This window comes from Streptomyces phaeochromogenes (assembly GCF_001418655.1).
Classification (GTDB): Bacteria; Actinomycetota; Actinomycetes; order Streptomycetales; family Streptomycetaceae; genus Streptomyces; species Streptomyces phaeochromogenes.
On record NZ_LIQZ01000282.1, the window covers coordinates 1 to 17,192 of the forward strand.

At 69.9% G+C, this 17,192-nt stretch carries 16 protein-coding genes; 12 read left to right on the forward strand and 4 right to left on the reverse strand.

What is annotated here, in order from left to right:
- The 7 genes from rsmD to mutM form a co-directional block, all read left to right on the forward strand.
- On the forward strand, positions 1 to 662 hold a 662-nt coding region (rsmD, locus tag AOK17_RS32600; protein ID WP_281198657.1), incomplete at its 5' end, for a 16S rRNA (guanine(966)-N(2))-methyltransferase RsmD.
- Between the two features lie 26 nt (positions 663 to 688).
- Positions 689 to 1,168, forward strand: a complete 480-nt coding sequence (coaD, locus tag AOK17_RS32605) for a pantetheine-phosphate adenylyltransferase (protein ID WP_055616180.1) — start codon at positions 689 to 691, stop codon at positions 1,166 to 1,168.
- A 110-nt stretch (positions 1,169 to 1,278) separates the two neighbouring features.
- Entirely contained in the window at positions 1,279 to 2,373 is a 1,095-nt protein-coding gene (locus AOK17_RS32610) for an ATP synthase subunit B family protein (RefSeq protein WP_055616181.1), read from the forward strand.
- A 128-nt stretch (positions 2,374 to 2,501) separates the two neighbouring features.
- Positions 2,502 to 3,155, forward strand: a complete 654-nt coding sequence (locus AOK17_RS32615; RefSeq protein WP_055616182.1) for a YceD family protein — start codon at positions 2,502 to 2,504, stop codon at positions 3,153 to 3,155.
- A 2-nt stretch (positions 3,156 to 3,157) separates the two neighbouring features.
- Entirely contained in the window at positions 3,158 to 3,331 is a 174-nt protein-coding gene (rpmF, locus tag AOK17_RS32620; RefSeq protein ID WP_028802425.1) for a 50S ribosomal protein L32, read from the forward strand.
- 19 nt (positions 3,332 to 3,350) lie between these two features.
- A complete protein-coding gene (gene rnc / locus AOK17_RS32625) occupies positions 3,351 to 4,265 on the forward strand; it encodes a ribonuclease III (protein WP_055616183.1) in 915 nt (304 codons plus the stop codon).
- Between the two features lie 150 nt (positions 4,266 to 4,415).
- Positions 4,416 to 5,276, forward strand: a complete 861-nt coding sequence (mutM, locus tag AOK17_RS32630; protein WP_055616184.1) for a bifunctional DNA-formamidopyrimidine glycosylase/DNA-(apurinic or apyrimidinic site) lyase — start codon at positions 4,416 to 4,418, stop codon at positions 5,274 to 5,276.
- On the opposite strand, the gene AOK17_RS32635 is transcribed toward mutM, so the two are convergent.
- Both AOK17_RS32635 and AOK17_RS32640 read right to left on the reverse strand, forming a co-directional pair.
- Complete coding sequence (locus tag AOK17_RS32635) at positions 5,249 to 5,638, reverse strand: winged helix-turn-helix transcriptional regulator (RefSeq protein WP_055616185.1); 390 nt, start codon at positions 5,636 to 5,638, stop codon at positions 5,249 to 5,251. The genes mutM and AOK17_RS32635 overlap by 28 nt on opposite strands.
- A 102-nt stretch (positions 5,639 to 5,740) precedes the next feature.
- On the reverse strand, positions 5,741 to 6,874 hold the full coding sequence (locus tag AOK17_RS32640) for a CAP domain-containing protein (protein ID WP_055616186.1): 1,134 nt from the start codon (positions 6,872 to 6,874) through the stop codon (positions 5,741 to 5,743).
- Between the two features lie 131 nt (positions 6,875 to 7,005).
- Between AOK17_RS32640 and AOK17_RS32645 the strand changes: the two genes are divergently transcribed.
- From AOK17_RS32645 to AOK17_RS32660, 4 genes are all read left to right on the forward strand, one after another.
- On the forward strand, positions 7,006 to 7,287 hold the full coding sequence (locus AOK17_RS32645; RefSeq protein WP_055616187.1) for an acylphosphatase: 282 nt from the start codon (positions 7,006 to 7,008) through the stop codon (positions 7,285 to 7,287).
- Positions 7,288 to 7,681: 394 nt separating this feature from the next.
- Positions 7,682 to 7,879: a hypothetical protein gene (locus AOK17_RS32650; RefSeq protein WP_055616188.1), complete on the forward strand. Its 198-nt coding sequence runs from the start codon at positions 7,682 to 7,684 to the stop codon at positions 7,877 to 7,879.
- 202 nt (positions 7,880 to 8,081) lie between these two features.
- Positions 8,082 to 11,759, forward strand: a complete 3,678-nt coding sequence (locus tag AOK17_RS32655) for an AAA family ATPase (protein ID WP_055616189.1) — start codon at positions 8,082 to 8,084, stop codon at positions 11,757 to 11,759.
- Between the two features lie 357 nt (positions 11,760 to 12,116).
- Complete coding sequence (locus AOK17_RS32660) at positions 12,117 to 13,535, forward strand: sugar porter family MFS transporter (RefSeq protein WP_055616190.1); 1,419 nt, start codon at positions 12,117 to 12,119, stop codon at positions 13,533 to 13,535.
- Positions 13,536 to 13,686: 151 nt separating this feature from the next.
- On the opposite strand, the gene AOK17_RS32665 is transcribed toward AOK17_RS32660, so the two are convergent.
- Positions 13,687 to 14,661 (reverse strand): LLM class flavin-dependent oxidoreductase, encoded by a 975-nt coding sequence (locus tag AOK17_RS32665; RefSeq protein WP_055616191.1) that lies wholly within the window; start codon positions 14,659 to 14,661, stop codon positions 13,687 to 13,689.
- 251 nt (positions 14,662 to 14,912) lie between these two features.
- Between AOK17_RS32665 and ftsY the strand changes: the two genes are divergently transcribed.
- Entirely contained in the window at positions 14,913 to 16,124 is a 1,212-nt protein-coding gene (ftsY, locus tag AOK17_RS32670) for a signal recognition particle-docking protein FtsY (RefSeq protein ID WP_055616192.1), read from the forward strand.
- Between the two features lie 138 nt (positions 16,125 to 16,262).
- Here the strand turns inward: ftsY and AOK17_RS32675 are convergent, their stop codons facing one another.
- Complete coding sequence (locus tag AOK17_RS32675) at positions 16,263 to 16,916, reverse strand: bifunctional DNA primase/polymerase (protein ID WP_055616193.1); 654 nt, start codon at positions 16,914 to 16,916, stop codon at positions 16,263 to 16,265.
- Positions 16,917 to 17,192 lie beyond the last annotated feature (276 nt).

A 17,192-nucleotide genomic window follows, 5' to 3' on the forward strand; every position in this document is an offset into this window, starting at 1 on the left:
GCCCAGGAAACGCACCCACCACCCCCGCCTGCCAGACTGGGGTCCGTGACCGTCCCCTCCCGCAAGGACCCCAGATGACCCGCGTGATCGCCGGCACGGCCGGCGGACGACGCCTGGCAGTCCCGCCGGGCACCGGCACGAGGCCTACCTCGGACCGGGCCCGCGAGGGCCTGTTCTCCACCTGGCAGTCCCTGCTCGGCGGCCCCTTGGAAGGCGACCGCGTCCTCGACCTGTACGCGGGCTCCGGCGCCGTCGGCCTGGAGGCGCTGAGCCGCGGTGCCGGACACACCCTCCTCGTGGAGGCCGACGCCCGCGCGGCCCGCACGATCCGGGAGAACGTGAAGGCACTGGGCCTCCCCGGCGCCGAGGTCAGGCCCGGCAAAGCGGAACAGATCATCCGCACGGCGGCGCCGACAGCCCCGTACGACCTCGTCTTTCTCGATCCTCCGTACGCCGTCACGGACGACGATCTTCGGGAGATCCTGCTCACACTCCGCTCCGGGGGCTGGCTCGCGGGCGAAGCGCTCGTCACCGTTGAACGCAGTACCAGAGGCGGCGAATTCCGGTGGCCCGACGGCTTCGAGGCGTTGAGGTCCCGTCGCTACGGCGAGGGAACGTTTTGGTACGGTCGCGCCGCCTCTACGTGCGAAGACGCACGATGACCGGACCGGAGAGCGAGGGATCTCAAGTGCGCCGCGCCGTCTGTCCCGGGTCGTTCGACCCGATTACCAACGGACATCTCGACATCATCGCCCGAGCCTCCAAGCTGTACGACGTCGTGCACGTCGCGGTGATGATCAACCAGTCCAAGAGGGGCCTGTTCGAGATCGAGGAGCGGATCGACCTGATCCGCCAGGTCACCGCGGAGTTCGGCAACGTCGAGGTGGAGTCCTTCCACGGCCTCCTCGTCGACTTCTGCAAGGAGCGCGACATCCCGGCCATCGTCAAGGGCCTGCGCGCGGTCAGCGACTTCGACTACGAGCTGCAGATGGCCCAGATGAACAACGGCCTCTCCGGCGTCGAGACCCTCTTCGTCCCGACCAACCCCACCTACAGCTTCCTGTCCTCCTCGCTGGTCAAGGAGGTCGCGACCTGGGGCGGCGACGTCGCCCACCTGGTGCCGCCGGTGGTTCTGGAAGCCCTCAGGGAGCGTCTGAAGAAGGACTGACGGAGCCCCGGAAACCTGACAGTGCGTCACCCGGTGTCGGGAGGGGCGGGTGTGGTCGTACAGTCGATGCGTCCGTCTCCATCACAGCTGTAGAGAGTGGCGAGCACACGGTGGACGTGCAGAAGAAGCTCGATGAGATCGTCTCGGCGGTCGGCAGCGCCCGTTCCATGCCCATGTCGGCCTCGTGCGTGGTCAACCGCGCCGATCTCCTCTCCCTGCTCGAAGAGGTGCGCCAGGCGCTGCCAGGCTCCCTCGCCCAGGCCCAGGAGCTGATCGGCGGCCGGGAGCAGATGGTCGAGCAGGCCCGTCTGGAGGCCGAGCGGATCATCGAGTCCGCGCACGCCGAGCGCGGCAGCCTGATCTCCGACACCGAGGTCGCCCGCCGCTCGCAGAACGAGGCGGACCGCATCCTCTCCGAGGCCCGCAAGGAGGCCGAGGACGTCCGCGCCGAGGCCGACGAGTACGTCGACTCCAAGCTCGCCAACTTCGAGGTCGTCCTCACCAAGACGCTCGGCTCCGTCGGCCGTGGCCGCGAGAAGCTCCTCGGCACGGGCCCCGGCACCGACGAGCAGGGCTACGAGGACGAGGACGCTCCCGAGCGCAGCCACGACCCGGAGACCCTGCGCCGCAACGCCGACGAGTACGTCGACGTCAAGCTCGGCGCCTTCGAGGCCGTGCTCGCCAAGACCCTGGACGCCGTCGGCCGCGGCCGACAGAAGCTGCACGGCCGGATCGCCAGCGACGACCTCGGTGACCTGGGCGGCTTCGCCGACGACGGCAACGCGCAGCACACCACCGACGCCGAGTACCTGGACGGCCTCTCGGACCTCTCCGAGCGACCCGCCCAGCCGGCCGCCGCCCAGCCCCAGGCCCCGGCCGTCCCGGCCCAGCAGCAGTACGCCCAGCAGGACGCGTACGCCTATCAGCAGCAGACGGCCGATCCGTACGGCTACCAGCAGCAGTACGCGCAGCAGGACGGGTACGGCTACCAGCAGCAGACGGCCGATCCGTACGCCGCCTATCCGCAGCAGCAGGGCTACGACCAGCAGGCCGCGTACGACCCGAACCTTCAGCAGGCGTACGGCCAGGACCCGCAGGCTCCCCAGCCGCAGCAGGCGCAGGCCAACGCCCTCGACGAGACCAGTCTCTTCGACACCACCATGATCAGCGCGGAGCAGCTCAGGGCGTACGAACAGGGGCGCTGAGGCCGGATTGGGCCGAGAGCGAAAGGTCCAGTACCCTGGTTCTTCGGTCGCGTGTACGTCCGCGATCAACGCTGCCCGGGAAGCACCGAAGGGCGGCGCCCCACAGAGTTTCAAGATCGAAAGCAGGAATGGCCCTGAACGCCCGCCTCGACCACCGCAACCCTCTCGTGTTCGACACACACGAGCTGGGGCGGCGTCCTGGCGCGCTGCAGCGCCTGACCCGTGAGATCGAAGCTCCCAAGGATTTCGGTATCCAGGGAGTCATCGGAGTGCCGGAAGGCGCCCCGGTGAAGCTCGGCCTCCGCCTTGAGTCGGTCATGGAAGGTGTGCTTGTCACAGGCACCGCCCGTGCACAGGCCAAGGGGGAGTGCGTAAGGTGTCTGGAGCCGGTCGAGCAGCAGCTCGAAGCGGATTTCCAGGAGATGTTCTCGTACCCTGACGCCGACGACCAGGGCCGTGTGAAAGCGGAGCCGGCCGACGACGCCGAGGACGACGAGGACACGCTCTTCATCGAGGACGGCTTGTTCGACCTCGAACCCGTGCTGCGTGATGCGGTGGTGCTCGCACTGCCGATGCAGCCGGTGTGCCAGGACGACTGCCCCGGCCTGTGCTCCCAGTGCGGAGCCCGGCTCGCGGACGACCCGGACCACCACCACGACGCCGTCGACATCCGTTGGGCGGCACTGCAGGGACTCGCCGGTTCACTCGAAGATGGCGAGAAGGACGAGATCAGTGGCGAAGCGCCTCGACCGGCGCGCGCCAACGAGAAGCAGGAGAAGTAGCCGTGGCTGTTCCGAAGCGGAAGATGTCGCGCAGCAACACGCGCCACCGCCGGTCGCAGTGGAAGGCTGCGGTCCCCACCCTGGTTGCGTGCGAGCGCTGCCACGAGCCCAAGCAGCAGCACATCGCCTGCCCTGCTTGCGGCACCTACAACAAGCGCCAGGTCCTCGAGGTCTGAGCGGCTGGTGAGAGGCTTCATGTCTGACGCCAAGGCGGACGTAAACGCCAAGAAAAAGGCGGACAACACAGCCTCGTCCCACACGCTTCTGGAAGGGCGGCTCGGGTACAAGCTCGAGTCCGCCCTTCTGGTGCGTGCACTGACCCACCGTTCGTACGCGTACGAGAACGGCGGTCTGCCGACCAATGAGCGCCTGGAGTTCCTCGGGGACTCCGTGCTCGGCCTCGTGGTCACGGACACGCTGTACCGAACCCACCCCGACCTGCCTGAAGGCCAACTGGCCAAGCTGCGGGCCGCGGTGGTCAACTCGCGTGCGCTTGCGGAGGTGGGCCGCGGGCTCGAACTCGGCTCCTTCATCCGGCTCGGCCGGGGCGAAGAGGGCACGGGCGGCCGGGACAAGGCATCCATCCTCGCCGACACCCTTGAAGCGGTGATCGGCGCTGTCTATCTCGACCAGGGTCTCGACGCGGCGGGCGAACTCGTCCACCGTCTCTTCGACCCGCTGATCGAGAAATCCTCGAATCTGGGAGCGGGCCTGGACTGGAAGACCAGTCTCCAGGAGCTCACGGCGACCGAGGGGCTCGGCGTACCCGAGTACCTGGTCTCCGAGACCGGCCCGGACCACGAGAAAACCTTCACTGCTGCTGCCCGCGTCGGAGGCGTCTCGTACGGCACCGGCACCGGCCGCAGCAAGAAGGAGGCGGAGCAGCAGGCCGCGGAGTCCGCGTGGCGTGCGATCCGCTCCGCCGCGGACGAACGCGCGAAGGCGGCGAAGGCCACAGCGGAGGCCGAGGCGTCCGCAGCGGCCAAGGCATCCGTGGAGGCCGAGGCTGTCGCGGCAGCCGAAGCTTCGGCTGAGGCTGATGGGGCCGCAGCGGCCGAGGAGGCCGTCGAGGCCCCCTCGACGTCGGCGTCCGACACCGCTTCCGCCTGACCGAACCGCAGTTCAGTGCTGTGACCGATCGCCCGTCCCCCGTTCGAGGGGGCGGGCGATCGTGTTCGGGGGCGCCGGCGGTACGCTGCGGGCGCGCGGCCCGAGTCCGGGGCGCCCGAGTCATCGGCCCACGCATCCGGAGGAGAAGCCGTGCCCGAACTGCCCGAGGTCGAGGTCGTACGACGGGGCCTCGAACGCTGGGTCAGTGGACGGATCGTCGCCGACGTCCAGGTGCTGCACCCGCGTGCGGTGCGCCGGCACATCGCGGGCGGCGAGGACTTCGGGGCCCGGCTCAAGGGGCACCGGATCGGGCTGCCCCAGCGTCGCGGCAAGTACCTCTGGCTGCCGCTCGCGGACTCCCCGAGTGCCGTTCTCGCGCACCTCGGGATGAGCGGACAGCTCCTCGTCCAGCCGCAGGACGCGGCCGACGAGAAGCATCTGCGCATCCGCGTCGGGTTCGAGGACGCCCTCCACACCGAACTCCGCTTCGTCGACCAACGGACCTTCGGCGGGCTGTCGTTGCACGAGACCACTCCCGACGGGCTGCCCGACGTCATCGCGCACATCGCCCGCGACCCGCTGGACCCGCTGTTCGACGACGACGCGTTCCACGAGGCGCTGCGGCGTCGGCGTACGACCGTCAAACGCGCCCTGCTGGACCAGTCGTTGATCAGCGGCGTCGGCAACATCTATGCGGACGAGGCGCTTTGGCGTGCGCGGCTGCACTACGAGCGCCCCACCACCGGGTTCACGCGCCCGCGCACGGCCGAACTCCTGGGCCACGTACGGGATGTGATGAACGCCGCCCTCGCCGTCGGCGGCACCAGCTTCGACAGCCTCTACGTCAACGTGAACGGGGAGTCGGGCTACTTCGACCGCTCGCTCGACGCGTACGGCAGGGAGGGCGAGCCGTGCCGGCGGTGCGGCACCCTGATGCGGCGCAGGCCCTGGATGAACCGGTCCAGCTACTTCTGCCCGCGCTGTCAGCGGCCCCCGCGCGCCGTGTCGTAACGCTCGCGCGCTTCCAGTACGTCGTCCATGCGCCCCTGCACGAAGTGGATGAGGGACAGCAGCCGCTCGGCGACCTCGCGGCCCAGCGGTGTCAGTTCGTAGTCCACCCGCGGCGGGTTCGTCGGCTGGGCCTCGCGGTGCACCAGGCCGTCGCGCTCCAGCGCCTGCAGGGTCTGGGACAGCATCTTCTCGCTGACGCCGTCCACGCGCCGGCGCAGTTCGTTGAAACGGAACGAGCCCTCGTACAGCGCCCCCAGCGTGAGCGTGCCCCAGCGCCCCGTGACGTGCTCCAGCGTGCCCCGGGACGGGCACTTCTTGGAGAACACGTCGAACTCGAAGTCCGGTCGCTCCGTCAGGTCCATGCGCCCAGAATACTCGGCACAGCGCAAACCGAAGAGGGGGCGCTAACTTTTCGCTAGCGTCCCCTCTGGTGTCCTTCTGTGTTCCTCTCTGGTCGTGCGCGGCTAGTAGCCGAAGTCCTGCGTCCACCAGGGGCCGCCCGACGCGAAGTGCGCGCCGACGCCCAGGGTCTTGAAGTCGCAGTTCAGGATGTTGGCGCGGTGGCCGGGGCTGTTCATCCAGGCCTCCATCACCGCGGCGGCGTCGGCCTGGCCGCGGGCGATGTTCTCCCCGCCGAGGTTGGCGATGCCGAGCTTCTCCGCGCGGTCCCAGGGGGAGGCCCCGCTCGGGTCCGTGTGGTCGAAGAAGCCCCGGGCGGCCATGTCCTCGCTGAAGGACTCGGCCAGCGCCGCCAGCGTGCTGGACGCGGTCACCGGGCTGCAGCCGGCCTTCGCCCGCTCCTCGTTGACCAGCGACAACACCTCGGCCTCGGCCTTGGACGCGGTGGACACCGACTTCGACGGAGCCTTCTCGGGTGCCTTCTTCTCCGGCGCCTTCGTGGTCGGCTCGGTCTTCGGCTCCTCCTTGGCGGGAGCCTTCGTCGACGGCTTCGCGGAGGGAGTCTTCGGCTCGGTCTTCTCCGGGGCCTTCGTCGGCGAGACCGTCGGAGACGCGGAGCGCTCCAGGTCACGGCTCGTGCCCGAGTCCTCGCGGTCGTCCGTGGTGCCGTCCGTGCCGCCCTGGGTCTGCACGTCGCTCGGCGAGTCCTGGGCGCGGACCTTGTCCGCGTTGCCGCCGCCGATCGAGAGGCTGTCGCTGCCCGGGATCATCCCGGAGGCGACCGCGACGGCACCCATCGCGACGGCGGCCGAGACACCGAGCAGACCGGTGCGTACGGGCGTCACGTTCTTCTTGCGGCGGCGGTGGCCGCGCCCGGAGCCGCCGTCCGGCGCGTAGCCGGTCGTGGCGTGGCTGGCGGGATCCGCGGCGAAGAGGTAGGTGTCGCTCTTCGAGTAGAAGTCGCCGGTCTCGTGTATGCCGCCAGGCGAGTCGTACATGCCCGCGGTCGCGTAGGGGCTGCCGTTCAGGTAGTCCCCGGCGGTCAGGTGGTCACCCTCGGTCGCGTAGTCGCCCTCACCCGCGTAATCACCCGAGTCTGCCGCCGCGTAACCGCCCGCGTATGTATCGTACGTTTGTGTGACCCCGGTGGCGCGGCCTGTGGCGGCGCGGCCGGCGGCGGAGCGTCGGTGGCGTCCCATCTCCTGGCCTTCCTCATCCTTGCGGTCAACGTTCCTCACCCGAACGAGTGAGGCTCATTGGGTCGGGACGGTACCCCATGGCGCAAGGGGAGGAAGTGCTCCGAGAGCATTTGGCCGGTTAGCGTGCAGCCATGAGCGAGCATGTAAGGCTGGTCGCGTGGGTACGCGGACGGGTCCAAGGCGTGGGTTTCCGCTGGTACACACGGGCTAAGGCGTTGGAGATCGGCGGCCTGAGTGGTTTTGCTCTCAATTTGGGGGACGGACGGGTCCAGGTGGTCTCCGAAGGCCCTCGGGCCGGATGCCAGCGACTCCTCGACTGGCTCCAGGGGGACGACACGCCGGGCCGCGTCGACGGAGTCACTGAGATTTGGGACACGCCCCGCGGCGGCTACGACGGCTTCGCCATCCGGTGAGATCCACTCCGCTCCACCGGTTGCAAGACCCCTGGCAGCGGGCGCGGGGCGTGCGCCGGGCACCTGCCACAGGCAGAAAGCGCCTGGTGGTTGCCAAGAATCGCTTGTCGTGGCAGGCTCCCGCGAGTAAGGATGATCTCCACGCCCCCAGGGCCCCGAAACAGTGGCCGCGCCGCCCGTTCTCAAGCCGCGCGCCCCGGGTTGGCCCCCAATACGGGGCGTGATCGTGTTGACCGTCAAACTTTTTGGTGAGACGCTGAAAGTCCCCGCGCACCTTAGCTGTTTGGCATGTAAGAGCGGCAGTAAAAACTCGTCAGTGCCAAGCATCGCGGGTGCGATTCCCTCACGACCCACACCGCTTCGGTCGGTCACTCAGTGTGGAGGACCATCCATCATGGCAAAGGCGCTTCTCGGTTACGTCGGCGGTTCCGACCCGCGACTCATTGCCGAGATGCGACGGCTCCAGCAGCGCGTCCAGGATCTGGAATCCGAGCTCGGACGGATCCAGGCCGAGAACGACGCGCTCGCGGCTGCCGCTTCTCACGACTTCGACAGCATCGACGTACCCCAGGCGGAGCCTGCGCTCACCTGATCACTGAATCGCATCGTCGCCACCAGTGAACAGGCTGCCCGTGTCAGCCGCTGACAGAGTTGCAAGGGACGCTTCGGCGTCCCTTCTTTCTTGCCCCCGCGCACTCTTTCACTGTCTTTAACGTTTGGTGTGCCCTGCACGTTCAAGGGTGAAACCGCGCGTTCATGGAGAGAGACCGACCCGGAAGGTAGAGTCCGGCTGCGTGCACCTCAAGGCCCTGACCCTGCGCGGGTTCAAATCGTTCGCCTCGGCGACCACGCTGCGGTTCGAGCCGGGCATCACCTGTGTCGTGGGCCCCAATGGTTCGGGCAAGTCCAATGTCGTGGACGCCCTCAGCTGGGTCATGGGTGAGCAGGGCGCCAAGTCCCTGCGCGGCGGCAAGATGGAGGACGTCATCTTCGCCGGCACCACCGGGCGGCCCCCGCTCGGCCGCGCCGAGGTGTCCCTGACCATCGACAACTCCGACGGCGCGCTGCCCATCGAGTACGCCGAGGTCACCATCACGCGGATCATGTTCCGCAACGGCGGCAGCGAGTACCAGATCAACGGCGACACCTGCCGTCTGCTGGACATCCAGGAACTGCTCTCCGACTCCGGCATCGGCCGCGAGATGCACGTCATCGTCGGACAGGGCCAGCTCGACTCCGTCCTGCACGCCGATCCGATGGGCCGCCGCGCCTTCATCGAGGAGGCCGCGGGCGTCCTCAAGCACCGCAAGCGCAAGGAGAAGGCGCTGCGGAAGCTGGACGCGATGCAGGCCAACCTCGCGCGCGTGCAGGACCTCACCGACGAACTGCGGCGCCAGTTGAAGCCGCTGGGCCGGCAGGCCGCCGTCGCCCGCCGGGCCGCCGTGATCCAGGCCGACCTCCGCGACGCCCGCCTCCGGCTGCTCGCCGACGATCTCGTACGGCTCCGGGGCGCGCTCCAGGCCGAGGTCGCCGACGAGGCCGCGCTCAAGGAACGCAAGGAGTCGGCCGAGGCCGAGCTGAAGAAGGCGCTCCAGCGCGAGGCGATGCTGGAGGACGAGGTGCGGCGGCTCACCCCGCGTCTGCAGCGGGCGCAGCAGACCTGGTACGAGCTCTCGCAGCTGGCCGAGCGGGTGCGCGGCACGGTCTCCCTGGCGGACGCGCGGATCAAGAGCGCGACCGCCCAGCCGCCGGAGGAGCGGCGCGGGCGCGACCCCGAGGACATGGAGCGCGAGGCCGCCCGGATCCGTGAGCAGGAGGCCGAGCTCGAAGCGGCCCTGGAAGCGGCCGAGCGGGCCCTGGAGGACACCGTCTCCCACCGGGCCGACCTGGAGCGCGAACTGGCGGTGGAGGAGCGGCGCCTGAAGGACGTGGCCCGCGCCATCGCGGACCGCCGCGAAGGTCTGGCCCGGCTGAACGGGCAGGTCAACGCGGCCCGTTCGCGCGCCGCCTCCGCCCAGGCGGAGATCGACCGGCTCGCCTCCGCCCGCGACGAGGCCCAGGAGCGGGCCGTCGCCGCCCAGGAGGAGTACGAGCAGCTCAAGGCCGAGGTCGACGGCCTGGACGCGGGCGACGAGGAGCTCTCCGAGCGGCACGAGACGGCCAAGCGCGCCCTCGCCGACGCCGAGTCCGCCCTGACCGAGGCCCGCGAGGCGGCCACCGCGGCCGAACGCAAGCGCGCCGCCACGCAGGCCCGCCACGAGGCCCTGTCCCTGGGGCTGCGCCGGAAGGACGGCACGGGGGCGCTGCTCGTGGCGAAGGACCGGCTGACGGGTCTGCTGGGTCCGGCGGCGGAACTGCTCTCCGTCACACCCGGCCACGAGGTCCCGGTCGCGGCTGCCTTCGGCACGGCGGCGGACGCCATCGCGGTGACCAGCCCGTCCGCGGCGGCTGACGCCATCCGCCTGCTGCGCAAGCAGGACGGGGGACGGGCGGCGCTGTTGCTCGCGGGGGCGCCGGACGCTGCCGCGGCCGGGAGAGCGTTCCGCAACACCGGCGACGTAACCGGCGGACCGTCCGGGCAGTCGGGCGTGGGCGGGCCATCCGGCGTGGTCGGGCAGTCCGGCGTGGGCGTCGGTGGGACGTCCTCCGGGGGAGATGGCGAGCGCGGTGGTCCGACGTTCGCCGCCGATCTCGTCCGAGGGCCCTCCGATCTCATGCCTGCCGTACGGCGGCTGCTGCGGGGCATCGTCGTGGTCGGGACGCTGGAGGACGCCGAGGATCTCGTCTACTCCCGGCCCGAGCTGACCGCGGTGACCGCGGAGGGGGACCTGCTCGGGGCGCACTTCGCCCAGGGCGGTTCCGCCGGGGCGCCGAGCCTGCTCGAAGTACAGGCCTCCGTCGACGAGGCGGCGGCCGAGCTGGAAGAACTGGCCGTGCTGTGCGAGGAGTTGACCGAGCAGCAGCACCGGGCCGCCGAGCTGCGCAGGGAACGGACCGCTCTCGTCGAGGAGTTGGGCGAGCGTCGGCGGGCCGGTGAGCGGGAGAAGTCCCAGGTCGCCCAGCAGCTCGGGCGGTTGGCAGGTCAGGCGCGGGGCGCCGCGGGAGAGGCCGAGCGGAGCACCGCGGCGGCTGCCCGCGCACAGGAAGCCCTCGAACGGGCCGTCCAGGAGGCGGAGGAGCTGGCCGAACGGCTCGCCGTCGCCGAGGAGATGCCGTTCGAGGAGGAACCCGACACCTCCGTACGGGACCGGCTCGCGGCCGACGGGGCCAACGCCCGGCAGACCGAGATGGAGGCCCGGCTCCAGACGCGTACGCACGAGGAGCGGGTCAAGGGGCTTGCCGGGCGGGCCGATTCGCTGGACCGGGCCGCGCGGGCCGAACGTGAGGCACGCGCGCGTGCCGAGCAGCGCAAGGCACGGCTGCGGCACGAGGCCGCCGTCGCCGGGGCCGTCGCCTCCGGCGCGCGGCAGCTGCTCGCGCACGTCGAGGTCTCGCTCGCCCGGGCGGACGAGGAGCGTACGGCCGCGGAGCGCGCGAAGGCGCGGCGGGAGCAGGACCTCGTCGTCGCCCGCAACGAGGGCCGCGACCTCAAGGACGAGCTCGACAAGCTCACGGACTCGGTGCACCGCGGCGAGGTCCTGGGGGCCGAGAAGCGGATGCGGATCGAGCAGCTGGAGGCCAAGGCGCTGGAGGAGCTGGGGGTCGAACCGGCCGGACTGATCGCGGACTTCGGGCCCGACCAGCTCGTACCGCCGTCCCTGCCCGCCGAGGGCGAGGAGCTGCCGGAGGATCCGGAGCATCCGCGCAACCAGCCCCGGCGCTTCCACCGTGCCGAGCAGGAGAAGCGGCTCAAGTCCGCCGAACGGGCCTATCAGCAGCTGGGCAAGGTCAATCCGCTTGCCCTGGAGGAGTTCTCCGCGCTGGAGGAGCGCCACAAGTTCCTCAGCGAGCAGCTGGAGGACCTGAAGAAGACGCGTGCCGATCTTCTTCAGGTGGTGAAGGAGGTCGACGAGCGGGTCGAGCAGGTCTTCACCCAGGCGTTCTGGGACACGGCGCGGGAGTTCGAAGGGGTCTTCAGCCGGCTGTTCCCGGGTGGGGACGGGCGGCTGATCCTCACGGATCCCGACAACATGCTCACCACGGGCGTCGATGTGGAGGCACGGCCGCCGGGGAAGAAGGTCAAGCGGCTGTCTTTGCTGTCCGGCGGGGAGCGGTCGCTGACCGCCGTGGCCATGCTCGTGTCGATCTTCAAGGCGCGGCCCAGTCCGTTCTATGTGATGGACGAGGTCGAGGCGGCGCTGGACGACACGAATCTCCAGCGGTTGATCCGGATCATGCAGGAGCTGCAGGAGGCTTCGCAGTTGATCGTGATCACGCACCAGAAGCGGACGATGGAAGTCGCCGACGCGTTGTACGGCGTGTCCATGCAGGGGGATGGCGTGTCGAAGGTGATCAGCCAGAGGCTGCGCTGACCTTCGGCCGGATCGTCGGCCGGGCTCGTCGTGCTGGTGCCGGTAAGGGTTCGTTGTGACTTGTGGCTTGTCACGCCCGCGCGGCGGAGCCGCGCATGTCACAGCCCCGCGCCCCTGGCCAGGCGCCTTTAAGAGGCCGTTTCTCTTTCTTTAAGAGTTGAACACAACTGCGTCACACGCTGCCTTGAAAGTCACAGCTACCCGCCTGTTGACTTCGGAACTTGAAGGCATAGGGTCGACGGCGTTGCTTTTACCTTCAGGTGGTGGGCGGCGTAAACGTGTGCGCCACTGGAAACACCGTCCTGAAGGGCTCGCCCCCACCCCCGGCAGTGAGGCCGGTGGCCCGAGGAGTCACACGTGACCAGCACAGCGCAGCCACCCCCGTCAGGAGCCCGAGCGGCTCATCCCGAACATCTCGGGCACGTCATCTTCATCGCGGCGGCGGCCGCGATGGGCGGTTTCCTCTTCGGCTACGACAGTGCCGTGATCAACGGCGCCGTCGAGGCCATCCGGGACCGCTACGACATCGGCTCGGCGGCCCTGGCCCAGGTCATCGCCATCGCCCTGATCGGCTGTGCGATCGGCGCCGCCACCGCGGGCCGGATCGCCGACCGCATCGGTCGTATCCGCTGCATGCAGATCTCGGCCGTGCTGTTCACCGTCAGCGCCGTCGGCTCCGCGCTGCCCTTCGCCCTCTACGACCTGGCCTTCTGGCGGGTCATCGGCGGATTCGCCATCGGTATGGCCTCGGTCATCGGCCCGGCCTACATCGCCGAGGTCGCCCCCGCCGCGTACCGCGGACGGCTCGGCTCCTTCCAGCAGGCCGCGATCGTCATCGGCATCGCCATCTCGCAGCTGGTCAACTGGGGCATCCTGAACGCCGCGGGCGGCGACCAGCGCGGCAAGCTCATGGGGCTCGAAGCCTGGCAGGTCATGCTCGGCGTGATGGTCATCCCGGCCGTCCTCTACGGTCTGCTCTCCTTCGCGATCCCCGAGTCGCCGCGCTTCCTGATCTCCGCGGGCAAGGACGTGCGCGCCCGTGAGGTGCTGCGCGAGGTCGAGGGCGACAACGTCGACCTGGACGCCCGCGTCGCCGAGATCGAGCACGCCATGAAGAGCGAGCACAAGTCGGTCTTCAAGGACCTGCTCGGCGGGACCTTCTTCTTCAAGCCGATCGTCTGGGTCGGCATCGGCCTCTCGGTCTTCCAGCAGTTCGTCGGCATCAACGTCGCGTTCTACTACTCCTCGACGCTGTGGCAGTCGGTCGGCGTCGACCCGTCCGAGTCGTTCTTCTACTCGTTCACGACGTCGATCATCAACATCGTCGGCACCGTGATCGCCATGATCTTCGTCGACCGGATCGGCCGTAAGCCGCTCGCCCTCATCGGCTCCGTGGGCATGGTCATCGGGCTCGGCCTGGAGGCCTGGGCCTTCTCCTTCGACCTCGTCGACGGCAAGCTGCCGGCCACCCAGGGCTGGGTCGCCCTGATCGCAGCCCATGTGTTCGTGCTCTTCTTCGCCCTCTCCTGGGGTGTCGTCGTCTGGGTCTTCCTCGGCGAGATGTTCCCGAACAAGATCCGCGCCGCCGCTCTCGGCGTCGCCGCCTCCGCGCAGTGGATCGCCAACTGGGCCATCACCGCGAGCTTCCCGTCGCTGGCCGACTGGAACCTCTCCATGACCTACGTGATCTACACGGTCTTCGCCGCGCTCTCCATCCCGTTCGTGCTCAAGTTCGTGACGGAGACGAAGGGCAAGACCCTGGAGGAGATGGGCTAGCCCGTCCGCCGGCGAGGCTTCCGCGAGCCGCGAGCCGCGAGTCCTCGCCGGTCCCCGAACTCGGGGAGATGGGCCAAGTCCCCGCTGCCCCTCTCCCCGTACCCGTAAGGCGTACTGCCCCGGCTCGGCCTCCGAGGATCCGCCCCAGGATCTACAGGCCCTTGAGCCGGGGCAGTACGTTCTCGCAGAACAGGTGCATGCTGCGCCAGCCCTCGTCGACCGGCATCCCGCCGGACAGCGGATGCAGTACGTAGCTGTCGAGGCCCTGCGCCAGACACTCGTCCGGCGTAACGATCCGGTAGACACCCTCGGCGCGCAGCTCGTCGACCGTCGTGGCCGCCGACCGCACCGCCGAGCGGATGTCGGAGGACTGCCAGGAGGCGTACGTCCTCGCCTCGTGCAGGAAGTGCTCGCCCTGCTCGGCCCACACACGGTCGGGGTCCTCGGCGAGGTGCAGGAGTGGGGTGACGGCCGAGGGCATCATGGTCCAGCCCTCCTTGCCGTACTCGACCAGCCGCTCCTTGTAGTAGGCCTCCAGCTCCGGCAGATGCGCGCTCGGGAAGAACGGCAGTCCGAGCCGGGCCGCGCGCCGGGCCGCCGCCTTGGAGGAGCCGCCGACCAGCAGCAGAGGGTGCGGATCCGAGAAGGGGCGCGGAGTGACCCGTACCGTACGGCCCTGGTACTCGAACTCCTCGCCGGTCCACGCCTTCAGTAGCGTCTCCAGGAGCTCGTCCTGGAGACGGCCGCGCCGCTTCCACTCCACGTCGAAGATCGCGTACTCCTCGGGGCGGTAGCCGATCCCCGCGACCGTGATCAGCCGGCCGCCGCTCAGCAGGTCGAGTACGGCGATGTCCTCGGCCAGGCGCAGGGGGTCGTGCAGCGGGCCGATGATCGCCGAGACGGTGACCGCTATGCGCCGGGTCGCGCCGAAGACCGCGCCCGCGAAGGTGAACGGCGAGGGCAGCCAGTTGTTGGCGACGCCGTGGTGCTCCTCGGTCTGCACGGTGGTCATCCCGCGGTCGTCGGCGTAGGCCGCCATCTCCAGCGCGGCCTTGTAGCGGGCGCTGAGCGAGGCGGGTGTGGCGCCGGGCTCAACGAGGTTGAAACGTACGACCGTTGCGGGCATGGGAAAGTCCCCCTTCGCCGAGCCGGGTGGGGTGCCGGTGATGTCGGTGCAGGGGGACGGTAGTTGACGGATCGTCAGACAGCCAGAGTGGTGGGCCTGTTGTCCGGCTCCGGCTCGGGCGGGCTCCGCACCGTGGAGGGGCGGACGGTCATCGAATGTTCGTTCGAATCTCTGCCTTGAGCGGCTCATGTCCTTCGGAGGAAAGTACAAGCAGTAGCCGTCAGGAGCCCATGGCCGATACTGGACGCGTTATGGAAATCGTCATCCTTGCTGTAGTCATCGCCGTGGTCGTGATCGGCGCGCTCGGCGGGCTCGTCATCGGCAGCCGCAGGCGCAAGCAGCTGCCCCCGTCGCCCCCAGCCGCCCCCGAGATCACCGCTCCGCCGGCCGAGCCGCATATCGGCGACGAGGCCGAGACGCCGCGCGACGAACCGCGCCGCACGATAGAGGAGGTGGATCTTCCGGACGCCTCGACGGCCGCACCGGTCGTCGTCGACGAGCCCGCGCCGGTGGCCGAAGCGCCCCCGGTCGAGGTCCCGGAGCCGACCGCGGGCCGCCTGGTCCGCCTGCGCGCCCGCCTCTCCCGCTCACAGAACGCGCTCGGCAAGGGGCTGCTCACGCTCCTCTCGCGCGAGCACCTCGACGAGGACACCTGGGAGGAGATCGAGGACACGCTGCTCACCGCCGATGTCGGGGTGCAGCCCACCCAGGAGCTGGTCGAGCGGCTGCGCGAGCGCGTGCGGGTGCTCGGCACGCGCACTCCCGACGAGCTGCGGTCCCTGCTGCGCGAGGAACTGCTCACGCTCCTCGTGCCCGACTTCGACCGCACGGTGAACACCGAGTCCGGTCTGGACACCCCGGGCATCGTGATGGTCGTCGGGGTCAACGGCACCGGCAAGACCACCACCACCGGCAAGCTCGCGCGCGTGCTCGTCGCCGACGGCAAGCACGTCGTGCTCGGCGCGGCCGACACCTTCCGTGCCGCCGCCGCCGACCAGCTGCAGACCTGGGGCGAGCGCGTCGGCGCCCGCACCGTGCGCGGCCCCGAGGGCGGCGACCCCGCGTCCATCGCCTTCGATGCCGTCAAGGAGGGCATCCAGGAGGGCGCGGACGTCGTACTCATCGACACCGCGGGCCGGCTGCACACCAAGACCGGTCTCATGGACGAGCTCGGCAAGGTCAAGCGCGTCGTCGAGAAGCACGCCCCGCTGGACGAGGTGCTGCTCGTCCTGGACGCCACCACCGGCCAGAACGGCCTGGTCCAGGCCCGGGTCTTCGCCGAGGTCGTCGACATCACCGGCATCGTCCTGACCAAGCTCGACGGCACGGCCAAGGGCGGCATCGTCATCGCCGTCCAGCGCGAACTGGGCGTCCCCGTCAAGCTCGTCGGCCTCGGCGAGGGCGCGGACGACCTGGCCCCGTTCGAGCCGGAGGCGTTCGTGGATGCCCTTATCGGAGAGTGACGTCCCGTACGAGAGGTGCGTACGCGAGGAAGGGCCCCACCGCATGGTGCAGATGCGATGGGGCCCTTCCGTTTCGGTAGGTCTGTTTCGGTGGCTCTATATCGGCAGGCCTCTGTCGGCAGGTCTGTGTCGGCAGGGCTATGCGCGCGAGCGATGCGCCACGTACGCCAGTGTCCCCAGCAACAGCCGTGCCGCGGGCGGCTTCGTGGCCGAGTCGAGGGCGGGGGAGCGGAGCCAGTGCACCGGGCCGAGGCCGGCGCGGTCGGAGGGCGGGGCCGTGATGTACGTGCCGGGGCCCAGGCCGTGCAGGTCGAGCGCGGCGTCGTCCCAGCCCATGCGGTAGAGCAGCTCGGGCAGTTCGGCCGCGGCGCCGGGGGTGACGAAGAAGTGGGCGCGGCCGTCCGGGGTGGCGGCCACGGGGCCCACCGGGAGCCCCATGCGTTCGAGCCGGACCAGGGCGCGGCGGCCGGCCGGCTCGGCGACCTCGATGATGTCGAAGGCGCGGCCCACGGGAAGCATCACCGCGGCGCCGGGGAACTCGCCCCAGGCCTGCGTCACTTCGTCGAGGGTGGCACCGGCCGGGACGACGGGGGCGAAGTCCAGGGGATGCGCGCCCGGCGCCGGGCAGTCGGCCCGGCCGCACGAGCAGGTCCCCGCGGCGGTCCGTGCGCCGGGCGCCACGTCCCAGCCCCACAGCCCGGTGAACTCGGCCACGGCCGTGCACTCCGAGGAGCGGCCGCGGCGACGAGAGCCGGACCGGATTTCGCGGATGCCGCCGATCGTGAAGCCCATGCCCCCTCCAACGGGTCCAGCGCGCAGGTGGTTACGTGACGGAACGGAACCGTAACTCTGCGTTCCCAACGCTGTGCGGTTCATGCGGCGCCCGGTGGTGTCACGGGTGGTGCGTCCGGCTTCGCGCGCCCCGATGTGCATCGCTCCGCCCACTCCCGGCCGTCATGTGTCAAGTGAATCGCGTACAGCCCGCCGGGAGTTCATTCGAAGGGGTGGCGAATGGTGGCGTTTCCCGGATCGCCATGGCTGGAGGGGTGATCGTAGGATTACCGTGAG

Bases quoted from the DNA above. Each gene is read 5' to 3' on its own strand.
- ftsY (WP_055616192.1), top strand. From the start codon at position 14,913: ATGGAAATCGTCATCCTTGCTGTAGTCATCGCCGTGGTCGTGATCGGC.
- AOK17_RS32645 (WP_055616187.1), top strand. From the start codon at position 7,006: ATGAGCGAGCATGTAAGGCTGGTCGCGTGGGTACGCGGACGGGTCCAA.
- rnc (WP_055616183.1), top strand. From the start codon at position 3,351: ATGTCTGACGCCAAGGCGGACGTAAACGCCAAGAAAAAGGCGGACAAC.
- AOK17_RS32640 (WP_055616186.1), bottom strand. From the start codon at position 6,874: ATGGGACGCCACCGACGCTCCGCCGCCGGCCGCGCCGCCACAGGCCGC.
- AOK17_RS32615 (WP_055616182.1), top strand. From the start codon at position 2,502: ATGGCCCTGAACGCCCGCCTCGACCACCGCAACCCTCTCGTGTTCGAC.
- AOK17_RS32675 (WP_055616193.1), bottom strand. From the start codon at position 16,916: ATGGGCTTCACGATCGGCGGCATCCGCGAAATCCGGTCCGGCTCTCGT.
- AOK17_RS32635 (WP_055616185.1), bottom strand. From the start codon at position 5,638: ATGGACCTGACGGAGCGACCGGACTTCGAGTTCGACGTGTTCTCCAAG.
- AOK17_RS32665 (WP_055616191.1), bottom strand. From the start codon at position 14,661: ATGCCCGCAACGGTCGTACGTTTCAACCTCGTTGAGCCCGGCGCCACA.
- AOK17_RS32650 (WP_055616188.1), top strand. From the start codon at position 7,682: ATGGCAAAGGCGCTTCTCGGTTACGTCGGCGGTTCCGACCCGCGACTC.